This is a genomic window from Streptomyces sp. TLI_105 (genome assembly GCF_900105415.1).
In the GTDB taxonomy this organism is placed as follows: domain Bacteria; phylum Actinomycetota; class Actinomycetes; order Streptomycetales; family Streptomycetaceae; genus Streptomyces.
The window spans coordinates 804,994-818,293 of the sequence record NZ_FNSM01000001.1 but is presented as its reverse complement, the minus strand read 5'-3'; the positions used below and the strand labels follow the sequence as shown (position 1 = coordinate 818,293).

General features: G+C 69.3%; 6 protein-coding genes and 6 pseudogenes. 7 read left to right on the top strand and 5 right to left on the bottom strand.

Features of this window, described 5'->3' with window-relative positions:
• Window positions 1-654 precede the first annotated feature (654 nt).
• Window positions 655-1,026 (bottom strand): annotated as a pseudogene (locus BLW86_RS43925) (FtsX-like permease family protein); the annotation flags it as partial.
• Between the two features lie 494 nt (window positions 1,027-1,520).
• Between BLW86_RS43925 and BLW86_RS42875 the strand changes: the two are divergent.
• Window positions 1,521-1,643: pseudogene (locus BLW86_RS42875) on the top strand (integrase); the annotation flags it as partial.
• A 541-nt stretch (window positions 1,644-2,184) separates the two neighbouring features.
• Window positions 2,185-2,356 (top strand): annotated as a pseudogene (locus BLW86_RS42870) (pirin family protein); the annotation flags it as partial.
• A 224-nt stretch (window positions 2,357-2,580) separates the two neighbouring features.
• Here BLW86_RS42870 and BLW86_RS03760 read toward each other — a convergent pair.
• On the bottom strand, window positions 2,581-3,690 hold the full coding sequence (locus BLW86_RS03760) for an alpha/beta hydrolase (RefSeq protein WP_256341192.1): 1,110 nt from the start codon (window positions 3,688-3,690) through the stop codon (window positions 2,581-2,583).
• A 157-nt stretch (window positions 3,691-3,847) separates the two neighbouring features.
• Between BLW86_RS03760 and BLW86_RS03755 the strand changes: the two genes are divergently transcribed.
• From BLW86_RS03755 to BLW86_RS03735, 5 genes are all read left to right on the top strand, one after another.
• Window positions 3,848-6,259, top strand: a complete 2,412-nt coding sequence (locus BLW86_RS03755) for a SpoIIE family protein phosphatase (protein WP_143060215.1) — start codon at window positions 3,848-3,850, stop codon at window positions 6,257-6,259.
• Between the two features lie 459 nt (window positions 6,260-6,718).
• Window positions 6,719-8,188 (top strand): MFS transporter, encoded by a 1,470-nt coding sequence (locus BLW86_RS03750; RefSeq protein WP_093872680.1) that lies wholly within the window; start codon window positions 6,719-6,721, stop codon window positions 8,186-8,188.
• A 110-nt stretch (window positions 8,189-8,298) separates the two neighbouring features.
• On the top strand, window positions 8,299-8,994 hold the full coding sequence (locus tag BLW86_RS03745) for a transporter (RefSeq protein WP_093872679.1): 696 nt from the start codon (window positions 8,299-8,301) through the stop codon (window positions 8,992-8,994).
• A gap of 91 nt (window positions 8,995-9,085) precedes the next feature.
• The gene (locus tag BLW86_RS03740) at window positions 9,086-9,976 is read left to right on the top strand and encodes an NAD(P)-binding domain-containing protein (protein WP_177181543.1); all 891 of its coding nucleotides are present in this window, start codon (window positions 9,086-9,088) and stop codon (window positions 9,974-9,976) included.
• Window positions 9,977-10,286: 310 nt separating this feature from the next.
• Window positions 10,287-10,883, top strand: coding sequence for a TetR/AcrR family transcriptional regulator (locus BLW86_RS03735; protein ID WP_093872677.1), 597 nt, complete (start codon window positions 10,287-10,289; stop codon window positions 10,881-10,883).
• 288 nt (window positions 10,884-11,171) lie between these two features.
• Here the strand turns inward: BLW86_RS03735 and BLW86_RS03730 are convergent.
• The 3 pseudogenes from BLW86_RS03730 to BLW86_RS43915 form a co-directional block, all read right to left on the bottom strand.
• Window positions 11,172-12,536: pseudogene (locus BLW86_RS03730) on the bottom strand (NAD(P)/FAD-dependent oxidoreductase).
• Between the two features lie 395 nt (window positions 12,537-12,931).
• Window positions 12,932-13,096, bottom strand: a pseudogene (locus BLW86_RS43920) (transposase); the annotation flags it as partial.
• A 46-nt stretch (window positions 13,097-13,142) separates the two neighbouring features.
• Window positions 13,143-13,253 (bottom strand): annotated as a pseudogene (locus tag BLW86_RS43915) (IS5/IS1182 family transposase); the annotation flags it as partial.
• Window positions 13,254-13,300: the final 47 nt, after the last annotated feature.

Sequence of the window (13,300 nt, the reverse complement as noted above, 5' to 3'; positions counted from 1 at the left end):
ACGCAGATCGGAGACGAGGCGATCGCCCGCGACCTCGGGGTTGTAGTCGAGCCGCAGGGAGTATCCGGTGGTGGCGTCGGCGACGACGCCGTCGACACCGGCGCGGAGGATGCCCGAGATCTCCGTCAGGAGCACGAGGACGAACACGATCAGGGTGTACATCACCAGCGTCGCGCCGGTCCTGAACCGCTTGGCCAAGGGGTACGCGACCGCGAGTCGCGCCGCGAGACCGCCTTCCGTCGGGCGCTGGAGGAGTCGTCGTACGGGGCGGAGCAGTGTCTTCTGGTTGTCGCTGACGAGCACCACGGCGGAGAAGGCGGCCAGGGCGCCTTGGATGACGTACACGGACATCGACGGCGTGTCGAAGATCCGAGGGCGTATGACGGGTGCCAGGAGCGTCCAGGCGAGCACGGCTCCGGCGACCAGGGTGGTGACCGTGTGACGGGGGAGAACGCGCAGCAGTGCCGGAACGGAGAAGGCGAGGACGAGCGCCGGCATGAGGTACGTCGCGTCGGACTGGCTGCGCGCCACGGCCGGGACGGCCACGAACGCGCACAGGATGGCCAGGGCGGTGGAGACCGCGAGTAGACGGCGGCGCGGCCCTTGTCCGGGCGTGGCGGGGAGGTCGCGGATCGCGGCGATGATGTTGAACCTGCTGATGCGGACGCTGGTCGCGAGGATCGCCGCGAAGGCGATGAGCAGGCCCATGGCCAGCCCGTTGAGGACGCTGGTGGGTGTGATCGCGAACGCGATGCGGATGCTGCTGCCACCGACCGACCAGCCCTGGAAGATCTGCGCCGCCACCACGGCGACGCCCCAGCCGACGGCGACCCCGATGGCCGCGCCCGGCAGCGCGGACAGCAACGCGTACGTGGCCCCTTCGAGTGTAAAGGATCCGACAAGACGCGAGCGCTTCATACCGACGGCCCACACCATCCCCATCTGGGACTTCCGCTCCTCGCCGAGCATCACGAAGATGTTCACCAGCAGCAGGGCGCCCGCGATGATGCTGAAGCTGCCGATCATGAGGAACAGGGCTCCGAGGGAGTCTCCGGCTTGTCTGGCATCCCGCAGGACGGTGTGCTTCGGAGTGTCGATCGCCGTCTGCTCGGCGAGCGGGCCCAGTGCCTGCCGGATGTCGGCCGTCACCCGGTCCGTCAGGGCGTCGCCGCCCTCGACGCCGCCGCGGTTGGACACGAAGGTGACCGAGCGCGGCTCCGCTCCGGCGGCCCGGGCGGCGGAGTCCAGGGCCTCCGGCGGCAGGAACACGTCGCGGTTCAGCCTGCCGCCCAGACCCACCCCGGCAAGGCCCCGCTCCGGCACCACGCGCTCGACCCGGTACGTCCGGGGTGCCCCGAACAGGTACACCGTGATCGGATCACCGGGATCCACACCCAGGGACCGGGCCAGCGGCTCGTTGACCACGACCTGGCCGGGCTTCGGGTTCGGTCCGCCGAGACCGGAGTCACCGCCCGGTGCACCGAAGCGCGACGCCTTGGCGAAGTCCATCTGCCAGGCCAGTGGCGGAGTGGATGGGGCACAAGTCCATCGAGGAGACGTACCGGACCTACCGGCACCTGATGCCGGGCAGCATCACCAAGGCTGCCCGGACCCTGGACGCTGGCCTATGGGAAGTAGCCTGACTTCACCGCTTCTGGCGGAACAGCAGGTTCTTCGTCTGCTGGCGGTACAGGCGAGACACCCTTCTGACCAGCAAGGACGGTGATCCTGGGAGCCCATCGCGGGGTCTTGGACCGTGTATGGTCCGGATCTCAGCGAGGACGGCGACGCCTGCGTCTGAGGCCGGGGCGAGTGCTGCGGCAGCGGTTGCGAGCCCTGCCCCCGCCAGGCACGAAGACCCGCCCGTGATTGTGCCGGAGTGGGGGATCCGGGGGATCGCGGGCGGGAGTGCAGGGGTGGCTGGTTCATCCGATGACGGTGGCTTGCGGAGCTGTTCTGTTCGTCGAGCGGCGAGCCGGGCGGCCGCGTGGTGCAGCCGGCGGCAGGCGTCCGCGCGGGCTGCGGCGGGGCTGCCCGCGATTTCGGTGAGGGGCATCGCTCGTCTGTCTGTGGTTCCGCCGGCGACGACCTGGACGCGAACTCCTGTCCGGTCGGCTCGGGCGATGACCTCGCACACCGCCTTGCCAGGCAGACGCTGTCGCTGAACTGCGGTGATGCGCGTTAATCGTCATGTGGTGGAACTCCGTGGGCTGCCCGGACGAGGAGGTCCGCCAGGCGAGGGAGGACTGGGTGACCGGCTCCCGCTTCGGCGGGGGTGAAGGGCTACGACGGCGCCCGGCTGGACGCGCCCGAGGCCCCGGCGACCCAGCTGAAGGCGCGGGGTCGGGTGCGCTGACCTGTGTCCCTCTTCCGTGACCGAGGGGGAGGGCGCCAATCCCTCCCTTGCCAGGCCGTCCAACGTCCTGTTCGATCGCATGGACTCGACAGCCGCTCAGTGTACGGTGCGGAGGCTCTTGAGGGCTTCGGAGAGGGACGGACTCGAGAGCCGTGACCGGCCGCGCTACCGAAATCGGTTCGCCCGGTGCGTCGAGACGAGCGGAGTCCCAGGGGTCGGCTGGGTCACCTAGGGAGGCCCCTATCGGTGAAGACGCCGCGCAGGCTGGTACACGCATCCGCGACGGCTTCGGTGGCCTTCGTGAAGGCGTCGATCTCTGTGAAGAACCCGTGGTACACGCCGCGGTACCGGCGGTGCCGCACCGGGACGCCCTCTGCCCCGAGCCGGCGCGCATATGCCTCGGCGTCGTCGCGGAGGCAGTCCACTTCCGCGGTGATGACGTGGGCGGGGGCGAGACCGGCGAGGGTCGCGGCCTTGAAGGGCACCGCGAGTGAGCCAGGAGCAATGCCGCCGTCGCTCACGTACTGACGCCAGAACCACTGCGCGTCGGCGGCCCCCATCAGGGGTGCGTCCGCGAACTCGGTCCAGGACGGGCGTGCGAAAGAGTCGTCCACCGCCGGGTAGACGAGGATCTGGAGCGCGGGCTGGGGCAGTCCGCGGCTGCGCAGGTCGAGGCAGAGCGACGCCGCCAGTCCTCCGCCGGCCGAGTCGCCGCCGACCGCTACGCGGCGGCTGTCGATGCCGAGGCGGTCCGCGTTCTCGACGAGCCAGGCGTGGGCCGCCCTGGTGTCGTCGATGGCGGCGGGGAACGGATGCTCGGGGGCCAGCCGGTAGTCGACCGAGACCACGACGCACTCGGCGTGGTGGCTGAAGAGACGGCACACTTCGTCGACGCCGTCCAGGCTGCCGACAGTGAAGCCCCCACCGTGGAGATAGAGCAGGCAGGGCAGGCCGGCCGTATCCGCGCCCGGCGCATGGGGCCGATAGACCCGAACCGGCACGGAGCGGACCACCCCGAACGCGTCGGTCCAGGTGGCGTCCTCTTCCGTCACGGACGCGACCCGGGTCCGTCGGGGCGGAGGCTGCGGGGCCGCGAACCGCCGCACTCCCTCCAGGCCGAGGGTGTGCAGAGGCTGTGGGAGCACCTCGGCCAGAAAGTCGGCTGCCAGGAGTGATTCGGGATCCAGGAGCCCGCGCCACGCGGGCGGAGGTGCCGCCTCGGTGGCGGTGGCGGTGGCGGTGGCGGTGGCGGTGGCGCTCGGCCGGGCCGGCCTGCCGTCCGGGCCGGGCGCTGGTGTGGGTCGCTCGACGGGAGGGATGGGGGGATTGGTCACAGGGGTGCTCCGCGCGCAGGGATCTTGACAAGATCCAGCCGATTGGACAGGGTCAATCGACTGGATCATACGATCAACATGTGGAAATGAGCTAGGTGTGGGGCCCGGCGATACATTGGAGGCCACGGCTCCGTACCACCGGACACTCGGAACGGCCATGAGTGAGCTCAGCAACCCCCCGGACGCGGGACCCTCGCGAGGCGGTCTTTCCGCCGGTGTGGCTGCGGCCGATGACGCAATCATGGTGCTGGACGACGAGCGGCGGCTCGTGGGGTGGAGCCGAGAGGCCGAGGCGCTGTTCGGATATCGCCCGGACGAGGTGTTGGGACGCCCTGCCGACGCGATCCTGGCCGACGCGGACACCGGCGCCGGCGTGTTCGCCGACGGGAGGCGTCGTGGGCGGACGCCGGACATCCGGTCGGTACGCCACCGTGACGGGCACCGCGTCGACGTGGCCGTCGACTGCCGTCGACTGTCCGACGGCGCATCCGGGGTTGCCTGGCTCGTCCGGGCGATGCCCGCGAGAGAACTGCGCGAGCGGACCGTCGATCGGGCCGTGACGGCCGGGATCTATCACCAGTCGCCCGTCCTGCTCACCATCTACGAGACGGACGGCCGGATTCGCTGGTTCAATCACGCGGTCGAAGCGCAGTTCGGCGTCCGCGTGGAGGAATGCGCAGGGAAGTTTCAGAAGAGCCTCCTCCCGGAGGGGATGCTCCTGTACGACGAAGGCCGTGAGGTGCAGGACGTCGAGGAGATCATCCGACGCGTCGCGCGGACCGGCGAACCGGTGATCGACATGCGCTACCGGAGCGTCACCCCGCTGGAGCCCCTGCGTGAGCACGTCTGGACCGCCTCGTACTTCGTGCTCAACGACGAGGAAGGGGTGCCCGTCGGGGTCTGCGAGACCGGCGTGGACATCAGCGAGCGTTACGTGGCGCAGCAGCGCCTGGCGTTGCTCAGCAGGGCGGGGGCCAGTATCGGTGGGACTCTGGACATGCGGCGCACGGCGGGTGAGCTGGGCGATCTGGTGGTTCCGGAGTTCGCGGACGCGGTCGTGGTCGGCCTGTTCGCGTCGGTCCTGAGCGGGCAGGACCCCCCGGTGCCGGCGAACGGCGGCAAGGCCGGTTCCGAGCTGTGCGAGGTGGCCCGGAACGCCCGGGCCGCGGCGGTCGGTGACATCGCGGCTGCGGCCCTGGACGAGGCAGGTCCGAGGTGTCTCGCGGACGCCGCGCCCGTCTCCGACCCGGCGTCCGGCGCTCTGGTGGTGCCGTTGGAGTCCCGGGGCGTGGCGATGGGGGTGGTGGCCTTCGTACGGTCCGCGCCGCGTGATCCCTTCGATGCCGAGGAAGTCGCGCTGGCCGAGGAATTGGCGTCCCGCACCGCAGTGTGTGTGGACAACGCCCGCCGGTATGCCCGAGAGCACGCGACCGCGCTGACGTTGCAGCAAGACCTCCTGCCCCGCGCGCTGCCCCGGTCGGCCGGGGTGGAGCTGGCCCATCGCTATCTACCGGCAGCGGGGCCGGTGGGTGTCGGTGGGGACTGGTACGACGTCATCCCGCTGTCCGGGGCACGCGTCGGGTTCGTGGTCGGGGACGTGGCGGGCCATGGCATGAACGCGGCTGCCACGATGGGGCGCCTGCGTACGACCGTGGCCGCCCTTGCGGCGCTCGATCTCGCACCCGAAGAACTTCTCGCCCGCCTGGACGACCTGGTGATCCAGGCCGGTGCCATCCGGACGGCGGACGAGGAGGAGGATCAGGCGTTCGGCGTCACCTGCCTGTACGCGATCTACGACCCGGTCTCGCGGCGCTGCGTCATGGCACGAGCGGGCCATCCTCCGCCTGCGCTGGTCACGCCAGGCGGACGGGCCGAACTCCTCGACCTTCCCGCCGGGCCGCCGCTGGGCCTGGGCGGCCTTCCCTTCGAGAGCGTGGAGGTCGAGGTTCCGGAAGGCGCTGTGCTTGTGCTGTACACCGACGGACTGGTGGAAAGCCGGGACCGGGACATCGATGCGGGGATTCGTGCCCTGTGCGAGGCGGTTTCCCGCCCTGGGCGCGACCCTCTGGAACACCTCTGCGACAGGGTCACCGCCGCGTTGCTGCCGCGGCCGCCGGAGGACGACGCCGCCTTGCTCCTGATCCGGATGCACGCCCTCGCGGAGGACCAGGTGTCCACCTGGGGCATACCCGCCGACCCCGGCGAAGTGGGCCGCGCGCGGTCGCTGGTCGGTGAACGGCTCGAACGGTGGGAAGTCGACGAGAGCGCCTCCTTCATCGTGGAACTCGCCGTCAGCGAACTGGTCACCAACGCGATCCGCTATGGCCGCCCACCGATCCGCCTGCGGCTGATCCGGGAACGCGGACTCATCGTCGAAGTCTCCGACGGCGGCCACACCTCCCCGCACCTGCGGCGAGCCGCGATGGAGGACGAGGGAGGCCGCGGCCTCTTCCTCGTCGCACAGCTGACGCAACGCTGGGGAACCCGCTACACACCGACCGGCAAGACGATCTGGACCGAACTGTCTTTGGATCCCCACGAGCTCACGCCCCTGGCGTTCGGGCTGTGACCCGCTGGTCGAGACCTTCGATCCGGTGAAGAGCTGACCTCTGTCTGCGGAGCGGAGCGCTCGCCCGCTCTCAGGTCCCTCCTGCCGGGGTTCCACGCACCGCCGTGGCCGGGACATGAATTTTCTCAGTCGTACGTCTTGAACGGATGACCGACTTGGTCCTAGCGTACGGGGCGGCGCCGCTCCCGAGCGCCGCCCCTGCGGCGGAGCGGTCCTGTCATGGCAAGAACAAGCTTGCCCTGCCTCCCTGCCGACGCCCTCGCGGGCGCTGCGACCGAGGTGATCACGAGCGATCGCGGCGTGATCACCGAAGGGCTCTCGACGGGCGACGACCTCGCTTTCCTGCGCCCCGAGGAAAACCCCTGCCGCCCATGCAGCTGCTCGGCCATGAAGGCCGCTTCGCCGTCGCCATCGGCGCCGGGCGCCCGGGCCCCATCTGATCAGGAACCGGAGAAACCCATGACAGAAATCCCTCAGCCCGACGCACTCGCCCGCGAGGTGCCTTCTCGCCCTGCGCCGCACAAGGGGGCGCTCATCGGCGTAGCCGCGCTGCTGGTCGTCCTGACCAACGCGGTCGTCTTCGTCCTGCCGCCCCTCCTGTCGGTCATCCAGGCGCAGTACCACCTCGCCACAGTGGCCGACACGACATGGGTCTACTCGGTGCTGACCCTGGGCGGGGGAGCCGGCTTCATCCTGTTGCCGCGTCTCGCCGACGTGCACGGCGACCGGAACGCCTCCGTGGCGGCCTCCGCGTTCCTCACGCTCGGCGCGCTCATTCCGGCCGTCGGCGACTCGTATCCGACCCTTCTGGTCGGCTGCACTCTCATGGGCTTCGGCGGCGCGGCGCAGCTGCTCCCGCTCGGTTTCCTGCGCCGCAATCTCGGTGAGAGCGGCATCTCGGTGGGAGTCGCGGTCCTGGTCATCGCCACCGGCGTCGGCATCGTCGCCGGCATGATCGGCGGCGGCTTCATCGTCGAGAACCTGTCGCTGCGAAGCTTCTTCGTCATCCTCACCGCCGCATGCGCGGCCACGACCGTTGCGTCCTACGCCACGATCCCGCACGCCCCGCCCGCCGAGCGCGCCCGCCGCATCGGAGTGCTCGGCACGGTGTGGATGATCGCGTGGGTCGCTGCCATCCTGCTCACTCTGACGCAGGGCCTCGTGTGGGGCAGCGCCGCGCTCATTCCGCTGGTGGCCGGCGTCGTCGGCGGCATCGCCTGGGTGCGCGTGGAGCGGAGGTCGTCCTCGGCGGTGTTCGACGTGGCACTGATGAAGGCGCCCCTGGTCACCGCTTCCTGTCTGTGCATCGCGTTGTTCGCGGCGGTGAACTCGGCCTTCCTGCTCCTGCTCAGCACGTACGCCCAGATCGCTTCCGAGGCTCTTCGCCCCGCGGACGCCTACGGCCTCGGGCTCAGCGCGCTGGACACCGCGTGGCTCATGGTGCCCTTCGCGGCTGCGTTCCTGGTGCGCGGTTCGGTGCTCGACCGTGCCTTGTTCAACGGGCGTGGTGTGCCCGTCTTCATCCTCGGGGCGCTCATCAGCGCGGCGGGACTCGCCTGGCTCGCCGTGGCGCACGACCGGCCGTGGCACTACCTCGTGGGCGCTGCCGTGATGGGTCTCGGATGCAGGATCGGCTACACCGCAAGCTTCACCCTGGTGCAGATGGCGGTGCCCGAGGAGAAGGCCGGCATGGCCGCCGGTGCCGCCGGCACCTTCATGGCCGTCGGTTTCGCCTTCGGCACGGCACTGGTCAGCGGCGACCTCAGCGCCTCCGTGGTCCCGGTGCCCGGAACCGGACTCGAAGTCGCCGCAAAGGGCCTCTACGGCATCGGCTACGGGATCTCCGGCCTTCTCGCCCTGCTCGTCGTGGTGACCGTGCTGATCTCCCGCGCCCGGTCCGGCCGACGGGCCGAAGCCGCCGCGTCCTGAACCGGCCCCCTCACTCCGACGGCATGCACGTCCGAGGCAGTTCGACGAATCCCTGTACAGATCGGCCCTCCGCTCGGCAGCGGAGGGCCTGGCCGAAGGAACCGTAAACCATGAAAGAACTGCTCCTCATGCTGGCCGACATCTGGATGATCTTCGCCGGCTTCTTCTACGGATGGAAACTCATCCGGCAGTACGGCAATTACCTGCTCGGCCTGGAATGGCTCATCATCGCCACGTCCGGCTCGAACTTCCTCGCCTGGTCCCTCCTCGGAGGCGACACGGGAAGTCCCATGTACGCCATCGCGTACTTCTTCGACGCGTTCTCGCGATCGGTGGGCGTCTCCCTGATCCTCATCATGGGTCTGATGCGAGTGACGCACCGGTACAAGCCGACGAAGGCGGTCGACATCGCCGTGTTCGCGCTGGGCATCGTCGCCGGGCTGTACCTCCGGCAGTTCCACGGTCATGGACTCCACGTCGTTCCGGCGGTGTTCTACGTCGTCGTCAACGCGATCTCCACCGTGTTCCTCGCCTACTTCTCGTGGCGGCTCTGGAAGATCCGCGCCAGGGGCCTGGCCGCCGCTGCCGCGCTGACCACCGCCGCGGCGGCCACGATCGCCGTCACGTACGACTTCTTCCCGATTCCTGGCGACGACGAATACGGGACGATCTTCTACATCCTCGCTCTCAGCACCTGGGGCACCCAGGCCTTCGTGTACTTCCTCTCGTACCGAGCCCTGCACGACCACAACGTGGCGACGGATACGGAGGGGGCTTCGAACGAACCGAGCATCGCTCGCTCCTGAGCCTCGCACCGAGGATTCGAACCGGGTGCTCTTCCGGGCCGGTCACGCGATGGGCACCGGCCTTCGGTTCCGTCGACAGAGAGGAAACGCAATGTCTGACACCACAGGAGCCAAGACGTACGACGTGGCCGTGCTCGGCTGCGGACCCATGGGCGCCGCGCTGGCCCGCAACTTCGCCGCAAAGGGCCGCAAGACGGCCGCGTGGAACCGCTCCCCGGCCAAGGCCGAAGCCCTCGCACCCCACGGAGTGAGCCCGATCCAGGACATCGACGAGGCCGTGCGGTCCTCAAAGCTGGTGGTCGCCTGCATCTCGACGTACGACGCGGCGCGCGAGGTGCTCGCAGGTGTCACCGACTGGAGCGGCACCACGCTGGTCAACGTCGGCACCGGCACCCCGGCACAGGCCGCGGAATGGCAGGCCTGGGCCGGCGAGCGCGGCGTTCCGTACCTCGACGGCGCGATTCTCTGCTACCCGCCGCAGATCGGCACCGAGGAAGGTCTGGTCCTCTACTCGGGCTCATCACAGGCGTGGGTCGAGCACGAGCAGACCCTGATGGCGACGGGCGCCAACTCGGCGCTGGTGTCGGGCGACGCCAAGGCCGCCAGCGTGCTCGACGCCGGCATCATGGGCGCGTTCTACGTGCCGGCGCTGAGCGCCTATGTCGAGGCGGCGACCTACGCCCTGGACCAGGGCGTCGTCCCGGATACCTTCAACGCGCTGAGCGAGATGCTCTTCCAGACCTTCGCCGTCATGGCGAAGGAGTCGGTCGCCGCGATCGCGAGCGACCAGCACGAGACCGACATCGCCCATCTGAGCGCATACGCCGAGGGCTGCCGTGCCGGGCTCGACGTCATGCAGGCCACGGGCTTCAAGGCCAGGCTGCTCAAGGCCACCGTGGAAAACCTGAACGAGGCCGAGAAGGCCGGCTTCGGAGAACTCGGCTTCTTCGCCCTCACGAAGGTGGCGCGCACCGGCGGCTGAGTCTCCACGCCGGGGCGGGAGCTCCGGATGGCCCACCCCACCGGGGGTTCGCGCGCACGACAGTGCGCAGGGACGGCGGTCCGGGGCTACGGGGACCCTTGCTCCGGGGCCGGTGGGCAGTCGGCACTTCGAAATCTTCAGGTGGCACCGACCGCCGACGCCACGCCAGAACTTCGAGCGCTGCCCCGCAAGGCGGACCGAGACCGCAGCAGCGCAGGGAAGTGACCACATCGTTCCCCGGAGTGGATGGTTGGACCATGATACGTTTAAGTGGTTCAAATGACTGAGTCAGTTCCTCTGGGAGTGTCGGATGGCGTACGTGTCGGCGGAGGCGCGGCGGGAGCAGTTGATCGAGGCGGCCGTGCGGGTGATCGCACGCGAGGGCGCCGACGGAGCCACCACCCGGAAGATCGCCGATGAGGCGAAGGCACCCCTCGCCTCCCTCCACTACTGCTTCCAGAACAAGGAGAACCTCCTGCTCGCCGTCTTCGCGCAGCTCTCCGAGGAGATGCCCGTCGCCGCCGATCTGCCGGAGGGCGAGGGCGCGAGCCTGGGGGACGTTCTCGAGCTGTGCCTGACGGGCGCCATGCGGTGGAGCGTGGAGAACCCCGTCAGGGCGCGGGCCATGATCGAGGTCACGCTGTGGGCGGAGCGCTACGACCCCGAGCTTTCGGTCGGCTTCTACGCCACCTTTCTCAGGTCGTCGGAGGCCGTCCTGCGCCAGGTCGACGTGTCGCTCCCGGACGAGGAGCTGCAGTCCGTGCTGAGGGTCACGATGTGCCTGGTCGACGGGCTCTCGCTGCAGCTGTTCTCGGACGGCGACAAGGAGCGCACGTTGCGTGACACGGCGACCGCCTGCGCGATGCTGAAAGCCTTCCTGAAGGAGGGTGCGCGAGAGACCGCCTGAGGGGCGGCGTTTCCGGACGCGCGAGCGGGTGCCGGAAACGCCGTCGTCACGAGCGCACCCCGACGAGTCCGGCTCGCCCCGCGAGCCGGACTCGTGCATTTCCGGAAGCACCGGTGGGCTGTTGTCCCCGACGGCCCGGACGCGATGGCTCCTAGCTCCTGTCGTCAAATGTCAGGCCTGCATCAGGAGTGACGCGAGGGCGGCCGCTTCGTAGGACTCGGCGGTCTCGTCGTAGCGGGTGGCGATCTCATGTGCCACGCCGTCATGGATCGGGCGCCACCCCAACCTTCAGGAGTCCCTGCGCCTGCTACGACGGAGCGTCCGCCGGGCCAGCGTCCTGCTGCCATTGAAGAAATCGTTGAAACGGTCCAGCCCCCAGATGGCTCGGAGGACGAACGGCTGCATCAGCAGCGACATCGACGGCGAGTACTTCGTGGCGTCCGACCAGATGCCGGTGAGGTCCTCCGGCATCTCACCGTCGACGATGTAGTCGGCGAGCTGGTGGGCCACGTACGGCACCTGACAGAGGCCGTGGCCGTTGCAGGCCATCGAGTAGAAGACGTTGTCGCCCACCTGCCCGGCGATCGACAGCCAGTCCGGGCTGATGCCGATCCAACCGCCCCAGGCCCGCTCGATGGCCACGTCGGACAGCGACGGGAACCGGTTGGCCAGATCCTTCCCCATGTCCTGCACGACACGGGGGTCCGGGAGCCGGTCCGGGAGCGGGTAGGTCTGGCCTCGCTGCGCTTGGCGGACCCCGCAGACGATGGTGTTGCGCTCGGTGAGCCGGTAGTGGGTCATCAATTGGTGCTGGGTGATGATGCCGGACCGACTGGTCCAGTCCAGCTTCGCGAGCCGCTCCGGCGCGATGGGTTCCGACTCGATCTCGATGACGTACAGCGGCGTCGCGAGGTTCTTGGGCGTGATGTCCCACTCGCCGCCGTAGACGCTGGTCGCGAGCACCACCTTGTTGGCCCGCACGGTGCCGTGCGGTGTCGTGAGCTCGACGATGCGGCCTGTCCGCCGGACATCACTCACCCGTGACTGCTCGAAGACCTTGGCCGAGGAGGCGAGCAGCGCGCGACGCACACCACGAGCGAGCTTGCCCGGGTTCAGTATCCCGCCGATGGACTCCCGCATACCGCCCACGAAGCCGGCAGGGAGGCCGAGTTCCTCCCTGCTGCCGACGGTCCCCTGCCCACCGAAGGCGCGCAGGATCGCCGCCTGAGTGCGCACCCTGAGCATCATGAGGGGTGAGACCGCACCTCACACCAGGCCGTTCGCCACGTAGTCGCAGTCGATGTCGTGCGTCTTGATGAGGTCTTCCACGTAGTGGCCCGCGTGTTCCGCCAGTTTGACCATGACCGGCATCTTCTTCGGGGACTGGAGGCTGAGCATCCGCAGGTCGCCACCCGGCGCCCCGGCGATCTGACCGCCGTTGCGCGAGGCCGAGCCGTAGCCGCAGAACTCGGCCTCCAGCAGGACCACGTCCTGATCACGGTCCGCGAGGCGCAGCGCAGCCGCCATGCCACCCATGCCGCCGCCGATGACGGCGATGTCACAGGTGAGATCGCCGTCCAGCGCGGGCTGCACGTCGTCCGGCCGGTCGATCCAGCCGGTGAAGCTGCTGTATTTCGTGCCGTCGGTCCTCATGCTGTCCTGATCTCCTTTTAGGTGAGGTTTCCGGCCTACTTCATGCTCCGCGTCACGGCACCCTCGGCAGCGCGCCCCAAGCCCTCGTTCCCGTCCAGCAGATCGACCCTGACAGGCGTTTTCCGGCGAGACGTGTGAAAACGGCGAGCAGGAGGTTTTTCGTTTTCTGGAAGCAGTAGGGAGGGAGGAGCGAGGCGCCTGCGCCTCATCGGCGATCTTCCGGGTGGCGGCTCCGTCGGCACCTTCGCGGGCGATCACCCGCACAGCCGTCTCGACCAACTGCTCTAGCCGCGTGTCCGCCGGCGCGCACGCCGTCCAGCACTCCGTGAGACCGACTAAATCAATTGACCCACTTTTACGGTACCACGGCCCCACCACGGGCTTCGGCGTCGTCATCAGGGCTGCTTGCGGGCCGGCGGGCGGCCCCCTCGGCTGCCGTGCCGGGCCCGGTCACGGACCTGGTCGGCCCGCTCGGGAATCGTGTGCGGGATGCCGCGACGGCGGAGCCAGGTGTGGATCGCTTTCGAGCCGTAGCCCTTGTCGCCCAGGACGTGGCCGGGCCGGACACGGGGCGGCCCGGCCCGATGCGGGCACCCGGATCGCCTCCATCACGGCGGTGAACGGGGTGCAGTCGTTGGTGTTGCCGCCGGTGACGACGATGGCGAGGGGACGGCCCCGGCCGTCGCAGACCAGGTGGATCTTGCTGTTCAGCCCCCCTCTGGACCGTCCGAGAGCGGGGCCGCGAAGCCCCCTTCTCGGGCCCC